Origin of the sequence: Clostridioides sp. ZZV15-6598 (assembly GCF_020657705.1) — a bacterium.
GTDB classification, from domain to species: Bacteria; Bacillota; Clostridia; order Peptostreptococcales; family Peptostreptococcaceae; genus Clostridioides; species Clostridioides difficile_F.
Genome location: NZ_JAGWCS010000019.1, coordinates 20,667 through 45,940 on the forward strand (window position 1 = coordinate 20,667; position 25,274 = coordinate 45,940).

The 25,274-nt window shown below is 29.8% G+C and carries 24 protein-coding genes and 1 riboswitch; of the genes, 21 read left to right on the plus strand and 3 right to left on the minus strand.

The features are described from left to right. The first annotated feature begins 10 nt into the window (after nt 1-10). The 7 genes from mreD to KGF50_RS05785 all read left to right on the plus strand — a co-directional run bounded on the left by mreD (nt 11) and on the right by KGF50_RS05785 (nt 7,062). Nucleotides 11-499 (plus strand): rod shape-determining protein MreD, encoded by a 489-nt coding sequence (mreD, locus tag KGF50_RS05755; RefSeq protein WP_227847205.1) that lies wholly within the window; start codon nt 11-13, stop codon nt 497-499. Between the two features lie 11 nt (nt 500-510). Continuing rightward, nucleotides 511-3,489 (plus strand): penicillin-binding transpeptidase domain-containing protein, encoded by a 2,979-nt coding sequence (locus KGF50_RS05760; RefSeq protein ID WP_227847206.1) that lies wholly within the window; start codon nt 511-513, stop codon nt 3,487-3,489. Nucleotides 3,490-3,587: 98 nt separating this feature from the next. Next, on the plus strand, nt 3,588-4,271 hold the full coding sequence (gene minC, locus KGF50_RS05765) for a septum site-determining protein MinC (RefSeq protein WP_227434078.1): 684 nt from the start codon (nt 3,588-3,590) through the stop codon (nt 4,269-4,271). A 23-nt stretch (nt 4,272-4,294) separates the two neighbouring features. After that, a complete protein-coding gene (minD, locus tag KGF50_RS05770; protein WP_227847207.1) occupies nt 4,295-5,092 on the plus strand; it encodes a septum site-determining protein MinD in 798 nt (265 codons plus the stop codon). A 17-nt stretch (nt 5,093-5,109) separates the two neighbouring features. After that, entirely contained in the window at nt 5,110-5,394 is a 285-nt protein-coding gene (gene minE / locus KGF50_RS05775; protein ID WP_054273171.1) for a cell division topological specificity factor MinE, read from the plus strand. A gap of 84 nt (nt 5,395-5,478) precedes the next feature. Next, the gene (gene rodA, locus KGF50_RS05780) at nt 5,479-6,609 is read left to right on the plus strand and encodes a rod shape-determining protein RodA (protein ID WP_227827074.1); all 1,131 of its coding nucleotides are present in this window, start codon (nt 5,479-5,481) and stop codon (nt 6,607-6,609) included. A 39-nt stretch (nt 6,610-6,648) separates the two neighbouring features. After that, nucleotides 6,649-7,062: a methylglyoxal synthase gene (locus KGF50_RS05785; RefSeq protein WP_227847208.1), complete on the plus strand. Its 414-nt coding sequence runs from the start codon at nt 6,649-6,651 to the stop codon at nt 7,060-7,062. A 143-nt stretch (nt 7,063-7,205) separates the two neighbouring features. Here KGF50_RS05785 and KGF50_RS05790 read toward each other — a convergent pair whose 3' ends face one another. Then, nucleotides 7,206-8,399: an FprA family A-type flavoprotein gene (locus KGF50_RS05790; protein ID WP_227847209.1), complete on the minus strand. Its 1,194-nt coding sequence runs from the start codon at nt 8,397-8,399 to the stop codon at nt 7,206-7,208. Between the two features lie 317 nt (nt 8,400-8,716). Between KGF50_RS05790 and KGF50_RS05795 the strand changes: the two genes are divergently transcribed. The 9 genes from KGF50_RS05795 (at nt 8,717) to KGF50_RS05835 (ending at nt 17,042) form a co-directional block, all read left to right on the plus strand. Further along, entirely contained in the window at nt 8,717-10,561 is a 1,845-nt protein-coding gene (locus KGF50_RS05795) for a TIGR03960 family B12-binding radical SAM protein (RefSeq protein WP_227847210.1), read from the plus strand. A gap of 1 nt (nt 10,562) precedes the next feature. After that, nucleotides 10,563-11,261 (plus strand): TIGR03936 family radical SAM-associated protein, encoded by a 699-nt coding sequence (locus KGF50_RS05800; RefSeq protein ID WP_227847211.1) that lies wholly within the window; start codon nt 10,563-10,565, stop codon nt 11,259-11,261. A 19-nt stretch (nt 11,262-11,280) separates the two neighbouring features. Beyond that, nucleotides 11,281-12,702: an Rne/Rng family ribonuclease gene (locus KGF50_RS05805; RefSeq protein WP_227847212.1), complete on the plus strand. Its 1,422-nt coding sequence runs from the start codon at nt 11,281-11,283 to the stop codon at nt 12,700-12,702. A 100-nt stretch (nt 12,703-12,802) separates the two neighbouring features. Continuing rightward, the gene (gene rplU, locus KGF50_RS05810; protein ID WP_003419082.1) at nt 12,803-13,114 is read left to right on the plus strand and encodes a 50S ribosomal protein L21; all 312 of its coding nucleotides are present in this window, start codon (nt 12,803-12,805) and stop codon (nt 13,112-13,114) included. A 14-nt stretch (nt 13,115-13,128) separates the two neighbouring features. Further along, the gene (locus KGF50_RS05815; protein ID WP_227847213.1) at nt 13,129-13,446 is read left to right on the plus strand and encodes a ribosomal-processing cysteine protease Prp; all 318 of its coding nucleotides are present in this window, start codon (nt 13,129-13,131) and stop codon (nt 13,444-13,446) included. Between the two features lie 13 nt (nt 13,447-13,459). Continuing rightward, entirely contained in the window at nt 13,460-13,750 is a 291-nt protein-coding gene (gene rpmA / locus KGF50_RS05820; protein ID WP_003419086.1) for a 50S ribosomal protein L27, read from the plus strand. Nucleotides 13,751-13,860: 110 nt separating this feature from the next. Then, on the plus strand, nt 13,861-15,138 hold the full coding sequence (gene obgE / locus KGF50_RS05825; RefSeq protein ID WP_227847214.1) for a GTPase ObgE: 1,278 nt from the start codon (nt 13,861-13,863) through the stop codon (nt 15,136-15,138). 29 nt (nt 15,139-15,167) lie between these two features. Beyond that, entirely contained in the window at nt 15,168-15,536 is a 369-nt protein-coding gene (locus KGF50_RS05830; protein ID WP_227434088.1) for a YhbY family RNA-binding protein, read from the plus strand. 93 nt (nt 15,537-15,629) lie between these two features. Further along, a riboswitch (SAM riboswitch) is annotated at nt 15,630-15,736 on the plus strand. Between the two features lie 103 nt (nt 15,737-15,839). Further along, nucleotides 15,840-17,042 carry a homoserine dehydrogenase gene (locus KGF50_RS05835; protein ID WP_227847215.1) on the plus strand — a complete coding sequence of 401 codons (1,203 nt, stop codon included), beginning with the start codon at nt 15,840-15,842 and terminating at the stop codon, nt 17,040-17,042. A gap of 131 nt (nt 17,043-17,173) precedes the next feature. Here KGF50_RS05835 and KGF50_RS05840 read toward each other — a convergent pair whose 3' ends face one another. Together KGF50_RS05840 and KGF50_RS05845 are read right to left on the minus strand one after the other, a co-directional pair. After that, a complete protein-coding gene (locus KGF50_RS05840; protein WP_227847216.1) occupies nt 17,174-17,740 on the minus strand; it encodes a tyrosine-type recombinase/integrase in 567 nt (188 codons plus the stop codon). A 268-nt stretch (nt 17,741-18,008) separates the two neighbouring features. Beyond that, complete coding sequence (locus tag KGF50_RS05845; protein ID WP_227847217.1) at nt 18,009-19,268, minus strand: sporulation integral membrane protein YlbJ; 1,260 nt, start codon at nt 19,266-19,268, stop codon at nt 18,009-18,011. 124 nt (nt 19,269-19,392) lie between these two features. Here KGF50_RS05845 and KGF50_RS05850 point away from each other — a divergent pair, with 124 nt between their 5' ends. The 5 genes from KGF50_RS05850 (at nt 19,393) to KGF50_RS05870 (ending at nt 24,939) form a co-directional block, all read left to right on the plus strand. Beyond that, complete coding sequence (locus KGF50_RS05850; protein ID WP_227847218.1) at nt 19,393-20,106, plus strand: FadR/GntR family transcriptional regulator; 714 nt, start codon at nt 19,393-19,395, stop codon at nt 20,104-20,106. Between the two features lie 117 nt (nt 20,107-20,223). Beyond that, a complete protein-coding gene (gene larA, locus KGF50_RS05855; RefSeq protein WP_227847219.1) occupies nt 20,224-21,498 on the plus strand; it encodes a nickel-dependent lactate racemase in 1,275 nt (424 codons plus the stop codon). A gap of 16 nt (nt 21,499-21,514) precedes the next feature. Beyond that, nucleotides 21,515-22,303 (plus strand): electron transfer flavoprotein subunit beta/FixA family protein, encoded by a 789-nt coding sequence (locus tag KGF50_RS05860; RefSeq protein WP_227847220.1) that lies wholly within the window; start codon nt 21,515-21,517, stop codon nt 22,301-22,303. 13 nt (nt 22,304-22,316) lie between these two features. Beyond that, complete coding sequence (locus KGF50_RS05865) at nt 22,317-23,537, plus strand: FAD-binding protein (protein WP_227847221.1); 1,221 nt, start codon at nt 22,317-22,319, stop codon at nt 23,535-23,537. A 10-nt stretch (nt 23,538-23,547) separates the two neighbouring features. Further along, nucleotides 23,548-24,939 carry an FAD-binding oxidoreductase gene (locus KGF50_RS05870; protein WP_227847222.1) on the plus strand — a complete coding sequence of 464 codons (1,392 nt, stop codon included), beginning with the start codon at nt 23,548-23,550 and terminating at the stop codon, nt 24,937-24,939. The last annotated feature ends 335 nt before the right edge of the window (nt 24,940-25,274 follow it).

Sequence of the window (25,274 nt, forward strand, 5' to 3'; positions counted from 1 at the left end):
ATAAAAAACAATGAAAAAAGTTTTACTTTGTCTATTGGGTATTGTGGTTATGACTATAGAAAATAGTATAACAAATTATATAAATATTTTTGGTATAAGCTTTAATTTAGTTCTTATATATGTGACTATAATTTCTCTTTATTTAGATGAATTAGAGGGTGGAATTATAGCAGCTATAATAGGGCTTATTAAAGACATAACCGTTGGTGGAATTCTTGGTGTAAATGCATTAGTTTTGTTTGTTATTGCATATGCGATTGGACACATGAGGGATCAACTATATAAAGGTAGCTATATTATTACTTTCGTTTTGGTTTTAATAGGAAGTTTAATTGATTCAATTGTCAATATAGGTACATCTAGTATAATCTATCAAAGCTATAGCATATCAACACTTTTAGTAAAAGGTCTACTAGTAGCACCAATAGTGAATAGTTTAATTGGTTTAATAATATATCGCTTGTCTAAAAGAGCAGTTTTAAAACTTAAAGAAGATTAGTTGGTGATTTCATGGAAGAAAATAAACAAGTTGATAGATTTAAAATAATGAAAATAGTCATAAGCGTGATATTTTTAGCTATTTTAGTAAAAATAGTCTACATGACTACATTTAAATATGAATACTACAATGAGTTAGCTGAAAATAAAACATATAAAAAATTGGCAATAGAAGCTCCAAGAGGAGAAATAAAAGATAGATATGGAAGATTGCTAGCAGGAAATAAAAATTTATTTACTGTTCAGGTTTCAGGTAACGATATTAATAAAAAAGATGCTAATAAGCGTTCAAGAGCAAATGAAATATCATTGAAGCTTATAAATTTACTTGAGAAAAATGGTGAAGAATATGTAGATGAATTTCCTATATATGTAGAAAATGGAAAGTACTATTATACATATGACAGAGAGATTAGAGAATATAAATCAGAAAATGGAATACCAAGTGATTATAATGCTAAAGAGAGTTTTTATTACTTGGTAGATAAACTTATATCAGCAGGAATCTTGTCTCAAGAAGATAAAAGGCTAGATGCAACAAAATTACAAGCAAAACTAAATGAAAATGGATACTATCCTCCTATTTTAGTTAGTAAATGGATGTTTACAGCAGAGAGAGATAAGAGAGATTGGTTGGCCAGTTATAAAATAAAAGAGACTAATTTAAGTGCTGAAAAAGCGTTTGAAAAAGTAAGAAATAGTGATGCATTTAAGATTGATAAGAGTTTAAGCAATGAAGATGCAAGAAAAATAATGGTTGTAAGAGATTTAATAAAATCAAAAGGATATTCTCAATATAATCCAGTAACAATTGCAAAAGATGTAGGAGAAACTACCATTGCACAGATTGAGGAAAGTGCTATGGACCTTGTTGGTGTTTCAGTAGCAGTTGAACCAGTGAGATATTATCCTAATGGAACTTTAGCTTCACATATGTTAGGGTATGTAGGAAAAATGCCATCAACTCAAATAGAATCATATCTACAAAAAGGATATAAAACAGGAGATATGGTAGGCCTTGCAGGAGTAGAAAAAAGTAATGAAAGTAAGCTAAGAGGAACTGATGGTTATAAAATGGTTAAAGTTGATGCATTGGGTAGAATCAGTAAAGAGATTGAATCCAAAAAGCCTAAATCAGGAGATACTGTATACCTTACATTAGATAAAGATTTACAAGAGGTTTCAGATAATGCATTAAAACAGATAATAGAAGTTGCTTCAAAAGGAGGTACTTTTAAAAGTAAGTTTGGGGATAAGCCAATTAGCGCATATGCAGGAAAGGCACAATCAGCAGCTCTTATAGCTATTGATGTTAAAAATGGAGAAGTTTTAGCTTCATCAAGTTATCCTGACTATGATCCAAATAAATTTGCAAAAGGTATTTCTACAGAAGACTATAAAGCACTACAACCAAAGAATCCAAATGACTTACTGGCAGGAAGTCCACTATTAAACTTAGTTACACAAGGGGAATTCCAACCAGGTTCTTCCTTTAAGATGGTAACTTCAATGGCAGCTTTAGAAAATGGCCTAAATCCAAATTTCACTATAAATGACCCTGGGGTTATTATGTTAGGGAAAAAATCATTTGGGGACTATGTGTGGAACCATGGTAGAGGAAATCATGGTATGACAAACTTATATAAAGCTATACAAGAGTCTTGTAACATATACATGGCAACTATTGGTACAGGTAAGACATGGCCAGGTGGAAAAAGTATTGGTATAGATATGAATGCAAATAAGATACTTGAGTATGCAAAATTATTTGGATTAAATGAAAATACTGGGCTTGAAGACGAAGTAGAAGAAAGAGCAGGTAAAGTCCCTAGTACAGAGGATAAATTAAAATCAACACAAGCATTGTTAAAATCAGCTTTAGATAGAGAAATGGCCAATGACTTTGTTGATATAACTAGAGATAAAAATCCTAAAGAATACGAAAAAAGAATCGATGAAATTGTAAGTTGGGCAGCTGAAAAGAAAACTCCTGGTAGAGTAGAAACTATGAATAGATTGAAAAAATTGGATGTTAAAGAAAACAGAATAGAAGATGTAGCAGATATGGCAGTATTTAGTTACTTTAACTTTGCAAAATGGAGTACTGCTGACACATTCAACTTAGCTATAGGACAAGGTGAAAATGCCTATACACCAGCTCAAATATCAAGATATGTAGCTGCTATAGCAAATGGAGGTAATTTAGTAGAATTATCTGTAGTTGATAGAGCTGTTTCAAGTGATTATTCATCAGTAAAAATCAATGACCAAAAGAAAGTGGAAAAAATAGCTTTCAAAAACCCTGATAATCTAAAGGAACTAATAAAAGGTATGAAATTGGTTGCTAGACAAGGTACAGCAAAAAGTGCTTTTGCTGATTTCCCAATAGATGTAGCAGCAAAGACTGGTACAGCTGAGAAAAGTGGTAAAATACCTACAGATAATGAATATGAATATTTAAAGAGTCATATGTCATCTTATAATGTTAATCTAAACGATGCAATTAAAATGGCTGATAAGATGAAGGTAGAAAAAGAAAAAGAACTTTCATTAGCTAAAGAGAAAGAAATAAAGAAAAAATTAGAAAATAAAGATTTAAAGGACGAAGAAAGAAAGAAATTAGAAGAAGAATTAGAAGATGGAGTAAAAGTTAAATTAGAGGATACTGATAAAGTGAATTCTTCATATTTAAGAAAAGCTATAAAAGAATTAAATCCAAAAATAACAGATGACCAAATAGATAAGTTTAAAGCAGATTATGGTTCTTTTACATGGACTGTTGCATTTGCACCAGCAGATGACCCAGAAATAGCTGTTGTATGTGTAATTCCTCAAGGGGATTCAAGTGTATTCTCACTTTTACCAACTAGAGAAGTTATTGGAACATATATGGGATTAGAGCCAACTAATGGCAAAAAAGACAACAAGACGGATGATGTTAATAATTCTTCTGACGAAAATATAAATTTCGAGTCACAAATCAATAGATAAGCTAAATCCATTTATAAACTTTAGCTTTATATAGAAAAAATAAAAGGGTTTAAAGCGCATTTGAAGAATATAAATGATATATCACTCTGGAGGTTGTTATGTCTTTAAGAGAAATTTGTAGTCAAGAACTAGTAGAGTTCAAGGGTAATAAAAGAGGGATAATTGTAAATATAAAAAGAGAAGCTCCATTTGAAGAAATACAAGAAAATATAATAAACAAATTGGAAGCATATGTTGGTTTTTTTAATGGTGCTAAAATTAGTAAAATTAACAGTGATTATTTAACTGACATGGAGATTCTAGAATTAAAAGAAGGAATTACTTCTAGATTTGATGTGGAATTTGTTGAAGATCAAAAAATTGAAGAAAATAATAATTTTCAAACAAAATATGTCAATACCCTAAGATCTGGCGAAAATATTGAATTTGAAGGTGATGTAGTCATATTAAATGATATGAGACCTGGTTCAAAAGTCATTTCAAAATCAAATACAGTTGTTATGGGAGATATAAATGCTGGCGCTAAGGTTGTAGCAGGAGGAAATGTTTTTGTAATGGGGAAAATAGAAGGTTTTGTGCATGCAGGTTCAGAGGGTAATGAGTTTGCCTATGTTGTTGCTGGAAATCTTAATCCAAAAATATTACAAATAGCAGATAATATTGCAGAAGCTCCAGATGATGAAGAAAATTATGAAATTGAATCAGAAATTAGCCCAGAAATAGCCTTTGTGAGTAATGGAAGAATTGTAATCGAAAGCTATTTGTCAAAGTTGGACAAATAGAAAGAAAAATAGGGGGTAGTATTATGAGCGAAGTTATAGTTATAACATCTGGTAAAGGTGGAGTTGGAAAAACTACTACCGCAGCAAACTTAGGAACTGCGCTAAGCCTAGAAAATAAAAAAACTGTAGTTGTAGATGCAGATATTGGACTTAGAAATTTAGATGTAGTAATGGGTCTTGAAAATCGAATAGTTTATGACATAGTAGACGTTGTTGAAGGAACTTGTAGGCTTAAGCAAGCTCTAATAAAAGACAAAAGATTTGATAATCTATATTTATTACCAGCAGCACAAACTAGAGATAAAAATGCTGTATCAGTTGAGCAAATGGTTGACCTATGTGAAAAGTTAAAAGAATCTTTCGAGTATATAATAATAGACTGCCCAGCAGGTATTGAGCAAGGATTTAAAAATGCAATAGCAGGTGCAGATAGAGCTATCGTGGTTACAAATCCAGAAATATCAGCAGTAAGAGATGCAGATAGAATAATAGGTCTATTAGAAGCAAATGAAATAAAAGAAATAAGATTAGTTATAAATAGAATTAGAAATGATATGGTTAAGCGTGGAGACATGATGGACAAACAAGATATAATAGAAATACTAGCAATAGATTTATTAGGTCTTGTTCCTGATGATGAAAGTATAATTATATCAACAAATAAAGGTGAACCAGCAATACTTGATTCAAAATCTCTTGCTGGTAACGCATACAAAAATATCGCAAAAAGGATACTAAATGAAGAAGTTCCTCTACTTGAACTTGAAGTTGAAGATGGATTCTTTGGTAGACTAAAAAAAATGTTTAGCATGGCTAAGTAGCAAAGGAGGATACATCTGTGTTAGATTTATTTAGAGTTTTTTCTAACGAAGCTAAAACTAGTAAATCTGTTGCTAAAGAGAGGTTAAAACTAGTTTTAGTTCATGATAGAGTAGATTGTTCACCACAACTTTTAGAGATGATAAAAACAGATATTTTAAAAGTAATAGCCAACTATGCAGAAATAGAAGAAGATGGCCTTGAAATAAAAATGTCTAAATGCAGAGGTGAACATGATGACAAACCTGTATCTGCATTAGTTGCTAATATACCATTAAAGAATATTAAAGATAGATGTATGTAATTAGTGCTTAAAAGGGGGATATCCTTATTGGTATATGCCCCTTTTATTTAATTATATGTTTAAAGATAGAAAGACGGTGATTCTTTGAAAAAAATCAATATTAATTATAAGTCGACAATTAAGTTGATAAAACAGTTAGACTGGAAACTTATAGTTACAGTATTAGCTATCTTTATTTTTGGGCTTGTTATACTTAGTAGTGCAACACATGCTAATTCTACAGGTTCATATAATCAATTAGTTAAGCAAGGACTAGCTTTTGTGCTTGGCATAGGAATGATTATAGTCATACTATTTTTTGATTATAATCTTCTAGGAAGGTACTATAAAGCTCTTTATATAATAAGCCTTGTTTTATTAGCTGTAGTTTTATTACCTGGAATTGGTACTGAAAAAGGCGGTGCGAGGTCTTGGATTAACTTAGGTCCACTTGATTTGCAGACCTCTGAAATAGTAAAATTAACATTTGTACTTAGTTATGCAAAGATACTTGAGACAAAGAAGGATAAATTAAATACATTAAAAGAGGTTATACCTGTTGTAGTTTATTCTCTTCCATTTATTGGATTATTGCTTGCTCAACCAGACTTAGGAACAGGAATTGTATTTTGTTGTATGGTATTTGCAATGCTATTTACAGCAGGTCTTAGTTCCAAGTTAATAAAAAGAGGAATAATAATACTATTGGTATCAATGCCATTGATGTATTTAATGATGGCAGACCATCAAAAAGTAAGAATAGAAGCCTTCCTAAATCCAGAAGATGTAACCTTAAAAGGAAACTATCAGGTTATGCAATCTTTGATAGCAATAGGCTCTGGTGGTATGACTGGAAAAGGTCTATATAATGGAAGTCAGAACCAAGAAGATTTCTTACCAGTACAAGACAGTGACTTTATATTTGCTGTTGTGGGTGAAGAACTTGGCGTAATAGGAATGGCAGTACTTATAATATTATTTGCAATATTTCTATTACGGATTTTAGCAATTGCAAGAGATGCTAAGGATTTTTATGGAACCCTCATTGTAGTTGGGGTTATGGGTATGTTTGCTTACCAGATAATCCAAAATATTGCTATGACTGTTGCGTTAATTCCAGTAACAGGGGTAACATTACCTTTTGTAAGTTATGGAGGAAGTTCACTATTAACATCTTTAGCCAATTTAGGATTAGTGCTAAATGTGTGTATGAGAAGAAAGAAAATAAATTTCTAGATTTAATACTTGTAAATATAAATTGAGGAGATTGAGTATATGAATATAGCATTAGTAGCGCATGACCAAATGAAAAATACTATGGTCGGATTCTGTATAGGTTATGAATCAATTTTAAAAAAGTATGGATTATATGCAACTGGAACTACAGGAAAAAGAATAATGGATGAAACTGACTTAAAGATTACTAGACTGGCATCTGGACCATTAGGTGGAGACCAACAAATAGGCTCTTTAATAGTAACACAGGAGATAGATTTAGTTATTTTTTTAAGAGACCCACTTACATCTCAACCTCATGAAACAGATATACAAGCCTTGATAAGACTTTGTGATGTTTATCATGTTCCAATAGCTACAAATCTAGCTTCTGCAGAAATATTTATAAAAGCTCTTGATAGAGGAGAACTATCATGGCGAGAAGTTAGGAAGAACAAAAGTCAGCGTGTTTAATAAAATTAAATAATATATAAAGTTAGAGGTAGCTAAAATAGCTACCTCATTTTAATTTGTTTTATAAGATAAAAACTCTAATATAAGTTTTCTATATAATTTGAATGATGGATTATAGATGTAAGTCATTCAAATAAAAATAACTATTTAACTAATTTTGCAAATTCTGCACCAAATTCCATACATTCTTTTAATGTTTCTTCACTAGGGAAGAATTTTTTCTTAAGAGATTCTACAGGCATTTTGAATGTCATAGCTTTAAGTAAAGTTTCAGCCATAGTTATACCTTCACCACTCCAACCAAATGAACCAAATACTCCTGCAATCTTACCTTGATTAGCCATTGGGTCTATAACAGAGAATAAATCCCACATAGGTTTAACCATTGTTTTATTTATAGTTGGAGAACCTAATAATATTACTTTTGATACTACTAATGTATCATGCATCTCTGTTAATGTCATATTTTCTAAATCATATAATTCAGCTTTTGCACCTTCTTTATCAAGTCCTTCTTTTATCTTTTTAGCCATTTCTAAAGTATTGCTATAAGCTGATAAGTAGAATATAGAAACTTGATTTTGGTTAGTTGTATTAATAGCTTCTGTAGACCACTCAACATATCTTTTAACAGCAGCCATTGGGTCTTTAGTAAGCATTGGACCATGAGAAGTTAATATAGTATCAAATTCTATGTTCATTCCTACAACCTTATCTACAGCACTTAAAACATGCTTAGCAAATGGCTTAACTATACAGTCATAATAGTGTTTAGCTGATTTTAGGTAATCTTCACTATTTACTACATCTGCATCAACACTTGCAAAGTGGCAACCAAATGCGTCACAAGTTAGAAGAGTCTTGTCCTCTTCAATGTAAGTAAACATTGTATCAACCCAATGTAAGAATGGAGCAGTTATAAATTTAAGATTTCTCTTACCGATATTTAAAACTTCACCATCTTTTATTACATGACAATTAAAAGGTCTATTTATTTGACCGTCTAAGTATAATTTAGCAGCTTTAGTACAATAAACTTCTATACTAGGATTTAAATCTAATAAGTATTTTAAACTACCAGCATGGTCTGGCTCTGTGTGATGAACTACAACATAGTCAATTTCAGATATATCAGTAACTTCTGATAAATTACTTAAAAATTCATCCTTAAAATTTGCTTTTACTGTATCAAATAAAACCGTTTTTTCGTCCTTTATTAAGTAAGAATTATAAGTTGTCCCAAACTCTGTTTCCATTATTATGTCGAATACTTTTAAACCTTCATCTACTACACCAGTAAAGTAGATATCTTTTTTTACTTCAAAAACTTTACTCATTTTTAACCCTCCTAAAAATTATCATTATATAAATAACATACCCCATTTTGAGGTTAGTGAAACAAAAGATGTCATTATAAGTCACCAAAAACATAGTTTTATGTTTATAATATATCATATTTAGTAAAAAATCTGTATTTTAATAAAAAATTAATAGAAAATATTATTAAATAGTTTTAGATATCCTATTTTGTGAATAATATAGATTTTAAATTCAATATTTTAGTTATATTTTTGATAGAAAATATTTTATCGTGTATAATATTACTTATAAATAAGAATAAAAATAAAGAACTTGTTTGGAGGAATTTTAATAAATGAATAAAGTAGACTTGAAAAAAATCTTAAAAAAAGTAGAAAAGCCTGCTAGATATCTTGGGAATGAAATAAATTCAATTCATAAAGATACTAGTAATAGTGAATTGATAAGATATGCACATTGCTTTCCAGACCTGTATGAAGTTGGTATGAGTCATCTAGGAAGCCATATATTATATGATGTAATAAATAAAAGTGAAGATGTATTTTGTGAGAGAGTGTATTCTCCTGCTGTTGACATGGAAAATATAATGAGAGAAAAAAATATACCATTATTTGCATTAGAGTCAAGAGAGCCTATAACAAACTTTGATTTTGTTACTTTTACACTTCAATATGAACTTTCATACACTAATATCTTAAATATATTAGATTTAGCCAATATACCAATATTAAAAGAAGAAAGAAAATTGGAAGACCCATTTATAATGGTTGGTGGTCCTTGTGCTTATAATTCTGAACCTTTAGCAGATTTTGTAGATGTAGTAATATTAGGTGAAGGTGAAGAAGTTAACTTAGAAGTAGTAAATGAGTATAAAGAATGGAAGAAAAATAAAACAACTAGAGATGATTTTTTATACAGAATATCAAGTATAGAGGGAGTATACATACCAAGTTTTTATGATGTTAAATACAATGAAGATGGTACAGTTCAAAGTGTAACTCCTAATAGAGAAGGGATTACTAAGAGTCCTACTAAGAGGATAATAAAAGATGTTGAAACTGTAGATTATCCAGAAAAATTAATAGTACCTTATATAGATACTGTTCATGATAGAATAGTGTTAGAATTGTTTAGAGGCTGTACAAGAGGATGTAGATTTTGTCAAGCTGGTATGATATACAGACCAATAAGAGAAAAGAGTGTCGAAAGACTTAAAGAGATACTTGACAAATTAGTTAAGAATACTGGATATGATGAAATATCATTATCATCACTTAGTACAAGTGATTATAGTAAGTTGTCTGAGCTTACTGATTATTTAGTAGACGAGTATGCATCTAATAATATAGGAATTTCACTTCCATCACTTAGATTAGACAATTTCTCAATGGAGATTGCTGATAAAATACAACAAGTAAGAAAATCTGGACTTACCTTTGCTCCAGAGGCAGGAACTCAGAGACTTAGAGACGTTATAAATAAAGGTGTTACAGAAGAAGACTTAGAAAATGCAACAGAAAGAGCTTTTGAAATGGGATGGAATAGTGTTAAACTATATTTTATGATTGGATTGCCAACTGAGACTTATGATGATTTGGATGGAATAGCTAAATTAGCTTATAAAGTTATTGATATTTATAGAAAAGTAAATGGAGGAAAGCTAAAAAGAAGCTTTGGTGTTACAGTAAGTACGTCTACATTTGTACCAAAACCATTTACACCTTTCCAATGGCATGGTCAAGATACAACAGAGGAAGTAGTTGATAAGCAAAGACATTTAGTCAATAAATTGAGAAATAACAATATAAAATACAACTACCATGATTCAAAAACTAGTTTAATGGAAGCTGTAGTAGCTAGAGGAGATAGAAAGATAGGAAAAGTTATATATGACGCATTTAAATTAGGTGCAAAATTTGATGGATGGGCAGAACACTTCAGTTTAGATATATGGAAGGAAGCTATGGAAAAAAACAATCTTTCTATAGATTTCTATGCACATAGAAATAGAGAATATGAAGAGGTATTCCCTTGGGACCATATAGATGTAGGTGTAAGTAAAAAATTCTTGATTAGAGAAGACGAAAATGCTAAAAAAGAAAAAATCACTTCTGATTGCAGACATAATTGTAATGGTTGTGGAATAAATATACATGATATAGGAAGGGGGCTTTGTTAATATGAGTAAAATAATGAGAGTCAAATTTAAAAAAGAAGGTGATATGATATATATATCACATCTTGACCTTCAAAGATTATTACAAAGAGCATTTAGGAGAGCTGAAATAAATTTATCACATTCTCAAGGGTTTAACCCTCATCCTAAGATGAGTTATGGTAATGCTTTAGCATTAGGAACAGAAAGCCAAGGCGAGTATGTGGATATTGAGATAGAAGATGATTTATCAGTAGATGAGTTTTTAGGTAAAGTGTCAGTTCAACTTCCAGAGGGGATAGAATTTATTAAAGCAGAGGAAATTGATAGGCAGACACCTTCTCTTTCTTCTGTGATAGATTATGGAGAGTATCTGTTTAATATAGATTTAAAAAGGCCTTTGACTAAAGAGTTTGTAAAAAGAAAAGTAATTGACTTTATGAATAATAAAGAAATAATCATAACAAAAAAGAATAAAAAAGGAAAAATGGTCGAAGTTGATATAAGACCTATGATAAGAACTTTTGATGTTTTAAATTTAGAAGATGACCATATTACTCTTACTGCTACTATAGCTACAGGTTCAAAAACTAATTTAAATACTAATATACTTATTCCTAAAATGTTAGAGATGTTTGAACTGGATATTGACCCATTAGAAGTTGATATATTGAGAAGAGATTTATATGTATTAGAAGATGGGGAATTAGTGACTCCTATGTAAGTTAGTGAGAGGTGAAGTTGTGAAGAAGATAGTTATTGAGTCCTTAATAGGGTCTCAGAAAACAGCAGTGCTTGAAGATGGAAAGTTAGTAGAACTTTTTGTTGAAGATAATTTAAATAAAAAAACTGTATCCAATATATATCGTGGAATTGTAAAAAAAGTTATACCAGGAATAGAAGCATGTTTTGTAGATATTGGATTTAAGAAACTTGCTTATTTACAGTTAAAAAAAGAAAGTACCATAAAATCTGGTCAAGATATTTTGGTTCAAGTAAATAAAGAAGAAATTGGTACTAAGGGTGCAAAATTAAATACTGAAATTAGTATTTCTGGAAGGTATATTGTTTATATACCTTCCAACGACAGAACCACAATATCAAATAAAATTACTGATGAAAGAGAAAGATTTAGATTAAAAAAAATTACTAAAGCAGTGAATAAAGAAAATTTGGGATTAATAATAAGAACTGAAGCTCAAGGATGTACTCATGATGAAATAAAAAAAGATATAGAAGAGTTAAAATTAAAGTATGATAATATTTTAAAAGAATATAAGCTTGGTATAGGACCAAAGTTATTATATAAATCCTTAGATTTTGCAACTAAATATGTAAAAGATAATGTAAATGATGAGATTGAGTCTATAATTACCAATAATTATGATAAATATTGTGAATTAAGACCTACTTTGAAGCTTATAAATAATGATTATATTGATAAATTATGTCTTGAAGAAAATAAAGATGTGTTTGATTTATATAGAATAGAATCTCAAATAGAAAAATTATTAAATGAAAAAGTATGGTTAAAGAGTGGTGGTTATTTAATAATAGAAAAGACAGAAGCTCTTACAGTTATAGATGTAAATACTGGTAAGTTTGTTGGAACTGGGAAACTTGATGAGACTGTTTATAAAACAAATATTGAAGCCGCAAAGGAAATTGTAAGACAGCTTAGAATTAGAGATATAGCTGGAATAATAATAATTGATTTTATTGATATGTATAAAAAGAAATATCAAAATGAGGTATTACACATATTAGAGGAAGAGTTTAGCAAAGATAAGAGAAAAGCTGAAGTGTTAGGAATGACAAAACTTGGTTTAGTGGAAGTTGCAAGACGAAGAGAAAAAGAGTCTGTTGATAAGTATTATTTAATGGATTGCCCATGTTGTGATGGAACGAAAACTATAAAATCTATACATCCTATAGTAGATAGTGTCGAGAAAGAAATTATGAGAATAAGTGAGCATACAGTTTATAAGAACATAATAATAGAATTCAATGATTTTGTTTTTAAACAAATAAAAGAAGATTATATGGATATAATTGATAAAATTGGTGAAAAATATAATATGAAAATTTCTTTAAACGCAAACAGTGCATTAAAACACAATAAAACAAATGTTATTTTTGATAAAATAGTTGACAATAAAATGTAAATATTTTATAATTAATAATTGTAATGCCGCACAGTAAAGGTCTAAATCTTCTAATGAAGTACCTTGTACTGGCGAGTTTGAGACCGAGGAGGTGTATTTAATGTACGCTATAGTAAAGACTGGTGGAAAGCAATATAAAGTTTCTGAAGGTGATGTATTATTCGTTGAAAAGTTAGAAGCTAACGCAGGTGATGTTGTTACTTTAAACGAAGTATTAGCTTGCTCTAAAGATGGAGAATTAAAATTAGGTTCTCCAGTAGTAGAAGGAGCATCTGTTCAAGCAAAAGTTGTTGAACAAGGTAAAGCTAAGAAAGTTATAGTTTTCAAGTATAAAGCAAAAAAAGATTACAGAAGAAAACAAGGACATCGTCAATCATACACTAAGATAGTTGTAGAAAAAATTAACGCTTAGTTATTGGACTAGTTATGATAAAAGTTAAGTATTATTATAATGATGATTTCTTGTTGCAAGGTTTTTGTTTAAAGGGACATGCTGATTTTGCTGAAATAGGCTATGATATAGTATGTGCTGCAGTTACGTCTAATGCGATTGCAGTTATAAATTCTTTAGACAAGTTACAAAAGATTGAATTTGAAAAAGTAGTAGGAGAAGAAGGGCATATAGAATGTATAGTTAAAAATACATATCTAAAAGATGCACAGTTATTACTAAATCACTTTCAATTAGCGGTTGAAGAAATTAAACGGGAATACCCAAAAAATATAAAAATTTTAAAAAAGTAGGGGGTGACTCCATATGTTAAACATGAATTTACAATTATTAGCATCTAAAAAAGGGGTAGGTTCTTCTAAAAATGGTAGAGATTCTATATCTAAAAGATTAGGTGTTAAGAGATTCGATGGGCAATTAGTAACTGCTGGAAGTATAATAGTTAGACAAAGAGGAACTAAAATACATCCAGGAACTAATGTTGGAAAAGGTAGCGATGATACTTTATTTGCATTAGTTGATGGTACTGTTAAATTCGAAAGAAAAGATAAGAAGAGAAAAAAAGTTAGTATATATCCAGTAGCAATAGCTGAGTAATATACATAAAAGGAGTGTTGAGGCACTCCTTTTTCTTATAATACTGATGAATTTATAATAGTATTTTTGGTAATGCTAATTAAAAGTTTTTAATTAAGTAGGTGAAGAATTTGTTTATAGATAAAGCGAGAATATTTGTTAAAGCTGGAAATGGTGGAAATGGTTCGGTAGCATTTAGAAAAGAAAAATATGTTCCAGCTGGTGGGCCAGATGGTGGAGATGGTGGTCGTGGAGCGAGCATCATATTTGAAGTTGATTTAGGTCTTAGAACATTAATGGACTTCAAATACCAGAAAAAATATCAAGCTCAACACGGTGGCGACGGTAGCAAAGGTAAAAGAGCTGGTAAAAATGGAGAAAGCTTAATATTAAAAGTACCAGCAGGTACAGTAATAAGAGATGAAGCTACAGGTCTTGTATTAGCAGATTTAAAGAAAGAAGGAGATACAGCAGTAGTTGCAAAAGGTGGTATAGGTGGTAAAGGTAATCAACACTTTGCAAATGCAGTAAGACAAGCTCCAGCTTTTGCAAAGTCTGGTACAGATGGAGAAGAAAGATGGATAACTCTTGAACTTAAAATGATAGCAGATGTAGGTCTTTTAGGATTTCCAAATGTAGGTAAGTCAACATTTTTATCAGTTGTAACTAAAGCTAAGCCAAAAATTGCAAACTATCATTTTACAACATTGACACCAAATTTAGGTGTTGTTCAAACTAAGTTTGGAGATAGTTTTGTACTTGCTGATATACCTGGAATTATAGAGGGTGCGTCTGAAGGTATAGGATTAGGTCATGAATTCTTAAGACATGTTGAGAGAACTAAGGTATTGATACATATTGTAGATATATCTGGACTAGAAGGTAGAGACCCAATTGAGGATTTTGACAAAATAAATGATGAGCTTAAGTTATATAATGAGAAGCTTTCAACAAGACCTCAAGTTGTAGTTGCAAATAAATTTGATATATTGGAAGATGAAAGCCAATTTGAAAAATTTAAGGATGAATTAGAAGGTAGAGGATATACAGTATTTAAGATGTCTGCAGCAACTCGTCAAGGAATAGATGATGTAATTGCCTACGTTTCTAAAATGTTAAAAGAAGTAGAAGATATAGAATTAGTTTCAGAAGAAGAAATGTATAGACCAGAACTTGATATTGGAACAGAAGAAGAATTGAACATAGATGTTGAAGATGGTGTATATGTAGTTACAGGTAAGGCACTTAGAAGAATAATGTATTCTGTAAATTTTGATGATATGGAATCACTTCAATATTTCCAAAAAGCTATGGAAAGTCAAGGTATATTTGATAGGCTTAGAGAGATGGGAATTGAAGATGGAGATATAGTTAGAATTTATGAATTGGAATTTGAATTTTACAATTAATTTTGATATAGAATTATAGAGGTGATAATATGTTAAAAGGAAAGCAAAGAGCATATTTAAGATCTTTAGCAAATACTTTAAAGCCTACTACACAAATTGGTAAGGAAGGCGTTACAGAAAGCTTTTTAGAGCAATTAGAGGATATGCTAAGAGTTAGAGAATTAGTAAAGGTTACTATACTAGAAAATGCAGGTCTTGATGCTAAAGAAACTGCTAATGCAGTATGTGAAGCTTTAAGAGCAGAGTTTGTTCAAGCTATTGGTTTTAAATTTACTATTTACAAGAGAAATATTGATGAGCCTAAGATACTTTTCCCAGGGCATGAACAGGCAAAAGCTAAGGTTAAAAATAATAACGTTACAAAAAAAGGTAAACCAACTAAAAGAGCAGTTAGATAATTAATTAGATTATTTTAGAAAAAAGAAGTTAAAAAATATAGTGACAATTGGCAAAAATTGTATTATACTATTAAACATAAATTTAAATTAGCAATCTTATCAAGAGAGGCAGAGGGACTGGCCCTATGAAGCCCGGCAACCAGTATATTTTAATATACATTGGTGCTAAATCCTGCAGCAATTATGCTGAAAGATGAGTATAAACCCGTCATATGGCTTGAGTTTATACTCAAGCTTTTTTAATTAATTTATTTATATATATAAATAAATTAATACAATCAAAAATGATGGGGGTATGGAACAGTGAAGATAGGAATATTAGGGTATGGAACAGTAGGAAGTGGATTAATAGATTTAATAGAGAATAATACTTCAAAAAGAGAAATAGAAATAGTTGGAATTTTAGTTAAAAACAAAGAGAAGCATAAAACAAAGAGATATTTTGATAAGGTAACAACAAATATAGAAGATATATTTAGTAAAGATATTGATATATTAGTTGAAGTAATTGGAGGACTAAATCCAGCTCTTGATTATGTAACAAGAGCTCTAAATAAAAAAATACATGTAGTAACAGCAAATAAAGATTTATTAGCTGAAAGAGGTAGTGACCTTATAGAGTTGGCTAACTTAAATGATGTTAGCATTAAATTTGAAGCATCAGTAGCAGGAGGTATTCCAGTTTTAAAGCCATTAATAGAATCACTAGAAGGTAATAATATAAAAAGCATAAATGCTATTTTAAATGGAACATGCAACTTTATATTATCAAAGATGTATGATGAAAATTTACCATATGATGTAGCTTTAAAACAAGCACAAGAGCTAGGCTTTGCAGAGGTTAATCCAGATGCAGATGTTTTAGGATATGATAGTGCTAGAAAATTATCTATATTATCTACTTTATCTTATGGGAAAATAGTATACTGGAAAGATTTGCTATTAGAAGGAATAACTTCAATAGATGAAAAGGATATAGAATATGCTAAGAAATTAAATTGTAAGATAAAATTAGTTGCTAGAAGTAAATATGAATTGGGAGAAGTAAGTGGATTTGTTAGACCAGCATTGGTGGATAATGATAATATGCTGTCTAAAATAGATAATGAGTTTAATGTAGTAATTATAGTAGGAGATTCAGTAGGAGAACTTTCTTTTGTAGGTAAGGGAGCTGGAAGAGGTGCAACAGGAAGTGCTGTTTATGCTGATATAATAGATATAATAGATGATAGGAGTTCAAATATAAAGTCTTTTTCAAAAGGTAAATTGGATTTGAGTGGGCTTATAGAAGATGAATGTAGTGCGGTAGTCAGATTTAGTGAATATAATAGAGATGGTATTTTAAAATGTTTAGATAAGTATATAGATAGCTATAATATTATAGATGAAGAAGAACTTGCTATTTTTGTAAATGCAAAATCAGAGCATGAAATTGATAGATTCTTAGAAGATGTAAAGAGAAATGATTATAGTAAGTCAGTTAAAAAACTATTAAAAGTAGATTAAAATATTTATGTAATGATTGTAAAAATTTAAAGGTGAAGAAAAACAAAACGTTTATTTTGTTTTTCTTCACCTTTTTAACATATGGTGACTTAATAAGATAATAGAAAAATAGATAGATTATAACATTTTACTTATTCAATAAAAAAATTTTCACTAGCCTCGTTAATAGCTTGCTGAGTTACCCTTATATATCGCTGTGTAGTAGCCACAGAACTATGGTTTAAGAGTTCCTTAACTAATTCTAAGTTATTGTTACTCTTTTCAAATTGAGTAGTAGCATAGAGCTTTCTAAAGCTATGTGTGCTTATGTTATACAAATTTAAGTGTTTACAAATTATCCTCAATTGTTTTTGAATAGCTTTTGTCTTTATATTTACTAAGTAGTCATCTGATTTAAGATTATACTTTCTTGCATGTTCATTTATAGATTCAATTATATTTTTGTTAACAGGTCTATACTGTAGTTTACCTGTCTTTTTTTCATTTATTTCCAACATATTACCTTTAAAATTACCTATTTTTAATCTTAAAATATCTGATATTCTTAGACCTAAATTAGCTTCTAACATTAGTGCTAATGCAACCTTAGGATTCTTTCTAAATCTTTTTTCAACGCCATTTTCAATGTAAATAAAGCCCGTATGTAGTAGTTCCATTATCTTTTTATATTCGTCTATTTCTATAGGTCTTGTTGCCATTTTCAACCACTCCTCTTAGTTTGATTTGATAAGTTTAGGTCGGTATTTATTATATAATATAAATGAAATATTATATATTGGAAAAATATACCAATTAATTTATATAAGTGTGCTGTATGTGATTAAGGAGAATTTTTGAAAAATATTGTTATAAAAAATTATCAAGATTGTGATGAAGTAACTATGATGATAAAGTAATTAAAAAGGTTATTAAGATTATGACAAATATAATTAAAAAATGGAAGCATTTAGTTAATTTTTATACATTTTATTTTTTTCGAAATAAGTTTTTTATAAAAAAAGTATCTTTATATCTAATTAATTTTCCACTTGTAGATAAATTTCTCATATGTTTTTTAGCAACAAATAAGGCTGAAATTAAGTAAATTATGATTACAATTTGAAGAATCGTGTCATAATAGCTAAGATAATAGAACCAAATTAAGTTATTATATATAACATTATATGTATCAGCAAAACTAGAAACTAATACAGTAGAGTTTGCAATAGGATAAAGTATAAAAATAAATAAACCTGCTAAAAGTCCATGTGCAAACTTACTTAGTATGTATAATTTTAAGTCTATATCTGTCTTTGATAAAAACGTACAACATTGAGCTAGTATGGACAATCCACTAAATCCTATCAGAAAACTAGCCAAAGATGCTCTGAGGATTTCTGGGGCACTTGTTATACTAGATACCTTATTACAACCAATTGTGATTTCAAATAGACCACTTACAAATGCTTGACAGAGTTCCTTATTGACACCTAAAAGTGAAAGCGGTAAATATATAACTGATGCTATTAATGATATTACATTAAATAGTGATAGTACTTTAAATACTACCGAAAAAACAATTACAAATCCACCAACTGTAAGTAATGTATTTACTCCATTAAAGACAGCATTTCCAAATAGAACAAAAAAACCATTACCACTAGAACTTCTAATATTAATTATGTTTTTTATGTTTGTTTTTAAATCTAATTTTGTCTTTGGAAGATTCTCATTTCCATAATTTCTAAAGAAAAGACCAACCAAGATAGTTCCCAAGTAATGACATAAAATCATCAAGTAACCTAAATTTGAATTTTGAAACATACCTGTACCAACTGAACCTATTATAAATAAAGGTCCTGATGTAGAACAAAAAGATACAAGCCTTTGGGCTTCATGCTTAGAAATTTGTTTATTGCTTCTAAATTCAGAAGCTAGACTTGCTCCTACTGGATAACCAGATACTGCTGATATTGCAAAAGCTAAAGCACTTTTTCCTGATACATTAAACACAAGTCTAGTTATGGGATTAATAATAAACCCTATAATGTCTACTATTTTTAAATCGACAATTAGGTTTGCACCAATTATAAAAGGGAGTAGGGATGGGACTAGAACATTAGACCATATGGAAAACCCCTCTCTTGCAGATTTTATAGCTTCATTTGGGTATAAGATAATGCCTAAAACTAGAACTCCAACTATGATAGCTGGAGCGAAAAAACCAATAATTTTATTTTTTTTCATAATATCACCTATAAATTTGAGTTATAAGATATTATATTAAAAGTAACAAAAATATATGAATGTAATGGCTTAAGATATATAATAGATATATATTATAACAACGATTACTACATGGGAGGAAAAAATGTTTAATAGTATAGCTAGTAAAAAAGTTTATGAACAAGTAATTGAGCAAATTCAATATAAGATATTAAATGGAGAGTTAAAAAAGGGTGATAAACTACTGTCTGAAAGAGAATTATCTGAACAAATGAATGTAAGTAGAACTTCTATTAGAGAAGCTATCAGAGTTTTAGAAACTATGGGTGTGATAGAAAGCAGACAAGGTGAGGGTAATTTTATATGCACAAATATAGAAAAAACTTTAATAGAGCCTCTATCTATGATTTTTAAACTGAATAATGGTACACTTGAAGATATACTAGAGCTTAGAATAATTTTAGAAATTGAGATTGCAAAACTTGCCTCAAAGAGAATAACTTCTTCTGAATCTATAGAGTTAAAAAATATAATAGATGAAATGAGAATAGAAACCAAGAAAAAAGATAATAATCAAATTTTGGTTTTATTAGATCAAAAATTTCACAGCAAATTGGCCACAATAAGTAAAAATTATTTAATTCAAAGTCTTTTTATAACAGCATCAAAATTGTTTGATGGATTTATAGAAGATGCAAGAGAGAAGATAATTGCAGAACCTTTAAATGAAACTATATTACTTAAGCAACATGAAGCTATATATAATGCAGTTATAGAAAATAATACTGAACTTGCTCATGAAAAAGCGAAAGAGCATATGATATTTATAAGCAAAAACTACAGAAAAAATGAAAATTAAAAGTTTGTTATAAAATAAATTATTCTTGCAAATAGAAGATAATGGTATTATTATATAAATGTAAAACTGGTATGACCACATACCAATTTTATAGTTTATTATATTGGGAGATTAAAAATGGTAAAGTTAAAAGTACCTTATTCAAAGCAAGGAATGATTTTAGAAATACCTAACAAACGTTTTCTTGGTGTCTTGGAATCAAAATCGGATAATTATGTAGAACATAAGACACAAGAAGAAATAGTTGAAGAATCTATGAATAATCCAATAGGCTCTTTATCATTAGAAGAGTTAGTTAAAGGAAAAAAGAATGTAGTTATAATTACAAGTGACCATACGAGACCTGTTCCAAGTAAAGTAACTATGCCAATTCTTTTAAGAAGAATTAGGAAGGTTAATCCTAAAATTGATGTGAAAATTATAGTAGCAACTGGTTTTCATAGGCCAAGTACAAGAGAAGAATTAGTTTATAAGATGGGAGAAGAAATTGTAGATAATGAAGAAATAATCATGCATATATCTACTGATGATGAAGCTATGTGCAAGGTAGGCGTATTACCTTCAGGAGGGGATTTATATATAAATAAACTTGCATATGAGGCAGAACTTTTAATCGCAGAAGGTTTTATAGAACCACATTTCTTCGCAGGATTCTCAGGAGGAAGAAAAAGTGTGCTCCCAGGAATAGCTTCTGCAAAGACTATAATGTATAACCATTGTAGTGATTTTATAGATAGCGACAATTCAAGAACTGGAAAATTAAAAAATAATCCTATTCATGAAGATATGGTATATGCAGCTAAGGTTGCCAAACTAGCATTTATATTAAATGTTGTAATAGATAAAGAGAAAAAAGTAATAGCATCATTTGCTGGTGATGTCGAAAAAGCACATACCAAAGGTTGTGAATTTGTAACAGAACTTTCAAAAGTAAATTCCATAAAGTCAGATATTGTAGTGAGTACAAATGGTGGATACCCATTAGACCAAAATATTTATCAAGCAGTTAAGGGGATGACAGCAGCAGAGGCTACCTGTAAAGAAGGTGGAGTAATAATAATGATTGCAGCATGTAATGATGGTCATGGAGGTCAATCCTTTTATGAAAATGTGGCAAATGCAGATTCTCCAAAACAACTTTTAGAAAAAATTAGGAGTGTTGGCAGATGTGATACAATTCCAGACCAATGGGAATTTCAGATATTAGCAAGAATACTATCTAAGTATACTGTAATAATGGTAACAGATAAGTGTAATCCTGAAATGATAAAGAAAATGCATATGAAGCATGCATTTAATTTTAAGGATGCTTTAGACATGGCTACTAATATAGTTGGTGAAGATAGTAAAGTTACAGTTATACCTGATGGAGTATCTGTGATAGTTAAATAGAAAAGGGGTGTAGTTTATGGAAATTTTGACATGTATTAAACAAGTACCTGGGACAACCGCAGTAGAGGTTGATGAATCCACAGGTGTATTGAAGAGAGATGGAGTAGATTCAAAAATGAATCCTTATGATTTATATGCTTTAGAAACAGCACTTAGAATAAAAAAAGACACAAAAGCTAATCTAAAAGTACTTACTATGGGTCCTCCGCAAGCAAAGAAGGTAATAGAAGAGAGTTTTATGATGGGGGCAGATGAAGGAGCTTTAATAAGCGATAGAAGATTTGGAGGAGCAGATGTTTTGGCAACTTCTTACACTATATCGCAAGGTATTAGAAAAATGGGTAGAGTAGACTTAATAATTTGTGGAAAACAAACTACTGATGGAGATACAGCACAGGTTGGACCTGAAGTAGCTGAGTTTTTAGATATACCTCATGTAACTAATGTTACAAAATTAATTGAAATAAAAGAGAAAAGCATAGTTGTTGAAATAGATATGCCAAATGATTTACAAGTATGTGAAATTGAATATCCTTGTTTGATAACAGTAGAAAAAGATATTTTTCAACCAAGATTACCTTCATTTAAGTTAAAGTTAGAGACTAAAGAAAGAAAAATACCTGTGTACAGTCTAGATGATTTTGAAGACAATGACGAAAATAATTATGGATTAAATGGTTCCCCTACTCAAGTTGTAAGAATATTTCCTCCTAAGCCAAATACAGATAAAAATATTATGAGAGGAAATGCAGAAGAGTTAAGTTCTGCACTTATAAATAAATTAGAGGAATTAAAATTAGTCTAAGGGGGAAGAAGAAATGTCAAAAATAGTTGTAAATCAAGATAAAATAACTGATTTGAAAAGAGTACTAGAAATTTGTCCTTTTGGTGCTATAGAAGAAAAATCAGGTAAGGTAGAAATAAGTGCTGGCTGTAAGATGTGCAAATTGTGTGTCAAAAGTGGACCCAAAGGTGCATTTGAATTTATAGAGAGTGATAAAGCAAAAATAAATAAGGATGAATGGAAGGGAGTGGCAGTATATGTAGAACATCATAATGGGAATATACATCCTGTAACATATGAACTTATAGGAAAAGCTCGTGAAATGGCATCAAAAATAAAGCAACCTGTATATTGTGTATTTGTAGGAAAAGATATAAAAGATAAGTGTAAGAATCTTATCTCTTATGGTATTGATGAAGTATTTGTATATGATGAAGATGAATTTAAAGAGTTTAGGATAGAACCATATGCAAAAGCAATAGAAAACTTTATAAATAAAATAAAACCAACAATAATGTTGGTTGGTGGAACTACATTAGGTAGGTCATTAGCTCCAAGGCTTGCTGCTAGATTTAAAACAGGGCTTACAGCAGATTGTACAATACTTGATGTTCAATCAAACACTGATTTAGACCAAATAAGACCAGCATTTGGTGGAAATATAATGGCTCACATAAATACACCTAATAATAGACCTCAATTTGCCACTGTGAGATATAAAATATTTTCAGCTCCAGAAAAGGTAGAAAATGCAACAGGAAAAATAACTTTATGTGAAATAGAAAAAAGAGAGCTAAAATCTAAAATTGAAGTACTGAGTGTAAAGGAAAAAAGTAAAGAAGTTGGTCTTGAAGAAGCAGAAGTAATAGTAGTTGCAAGTAGAGCAATAAAGAAACAAGAAGATATGGATATGATATATAAATTAGCTGACAAGTTAAATGCTCAAGTAGCAGGAACAAGACCAATTATAGAAGCAGGTTGGATAGATGCTAAAAAACAAATAGGTCTTAGTGGTAGAACTGTCAAGCCTAAATTAATAATAACTTGTGGTGTATCTGGAGCTGTTCAATTTGTTGCAGGAATGCAAGGAGCTGATTATATAGTAGCTATAAATAAAGATGATAAAGCACCTATACTTGATGTAGCACACTTAGCTTTAATAGGAGATATTTATGATATTATTCCTAAATTGATTAAAAAAATAGAAAATAAAAAAGATGATAAGCAAATATATGTGGCATCAGCAGCTGAATAGGGGGATAGAGATGTATAAATCAATTGATAAAAAAGATATAGATTTTTTAATAGATATTTGTGGAGATGAAAATGTAGTAGTTGGAAGTGATATAAATGAAGACTTTTCACATGATGAACTTGGAGGAATAGAAAAATATCCTGAAGTTCTAGTAAATGTGCTTGAAACCGAACAAGTATCTAAAATAATGAAATATGCATATGAAAACAATATACCAGTTACGCCAAGAGGACAAGGAACTGGTCTTGTAGGAGCTGCTGTTGCCATAAATGGTGGAATAATGATTAATCTATGTAAAATGAATAAAATACTTGAGGTTGATTATGAAAATCTAACATTGACAGTAGAACCAGGAGTTTTACTTATGACAATAGGTCAATATGTTCAAGAGAGAGATTTATTTTATCCACCTGACCCAGGTGAGAAGAGTGCTACAATAGCAGGCAATATAAATACTAATGCAGGTGGAATGAGAGCAGTAAAATATGGTGTTACAAGAGATTATGTTAGAGGCCTTGAAGTAGTATTACCAAATGGAGAAGTTGTAAATATAGGGGGAAAAGTAGTTAAAAATAGTTCTGGATATAGTATAAAAGATTTATTAATAGGTTCAGAAGGAACTCTAGGAATAGTTACAAAGGCGATATTAAAACTACTTCCTTTACCAAAGAAAAGTGTAAGTTTACTTATACCTTTTCCAAATCTATCAATGGCAATAGAGACTGTTCCTAAAATAATAAAATCAAAATCAATACCAACAGCCATAGAATTTATGGAAAGAGATGTAATATTGGCTGCGGAAGAATTTTTAGGTAAAAAGTTTCCAGATAATACATCAGATGCTTATCTTTTACTTACGTTTGATGGAAATAGTGTTGAAGATATAGAAAAAGAATATGAAAAAGTCGCTAATCTGTGTTTAGAAAATGGAGCATTAGATGTATTTATATCAGATACACAAGAAAGAAATGATTCCATATGGTCAGCCAGAGGGGCTTTCTTAGAAGCTATAAAGGCATCTACAACAGAAATGGATGAATGTGATGTCGTTGTACCAAGAGACAAGGTAGCAGAGTTTATAAGATATACTCATGAGCTTCAAGATGATTTAAAAATAAGAATAAAAAGTTTTGGTCATGCAGGTGATGGAAATCTACACATATATATATTAAAAGATGGTATGGATGAACAAACTTGGAAAGTAAGATTAAAAGAAACTTTTGACTGTATGTATAAAAAATCTAGAGAACTTAATGGTCAAGTCTCAGGTGAACATGGTATTGGGTATGCAAAAAAAGAATATTTACATGAATCAAAATCAGATGCCTATATGATGTTAATTAAAAACATAAAAGTAGCTTTTGACCCTAAAAATATTTTAAATCCAGGAAAGATATATTAAATATATAAATGTTATTTTTAAACATAAAAGTTATAAAAAACAGGTTTAAATTTAATAGCTTAAATTTACTTTTTAATGTTAATATTACTTGGAAATATTAATATTATTTATAAAGATTTTAGGATGGCAATGTTTACTTAACTTTAGAAATATGAAATATTATTTAAGTTAAGTTGATGTTACCATCCTAAAAATATGAATGCATATGTGAAGCATATTTTATCTATAAAAAATATTTGTAATTAGAAATACATCTTATTAATTTAATGAGGTTATTTAAAATGGATAAGATTATTTAAAAAATTTATTTTACATATATTGGACGAGTGTAAAAG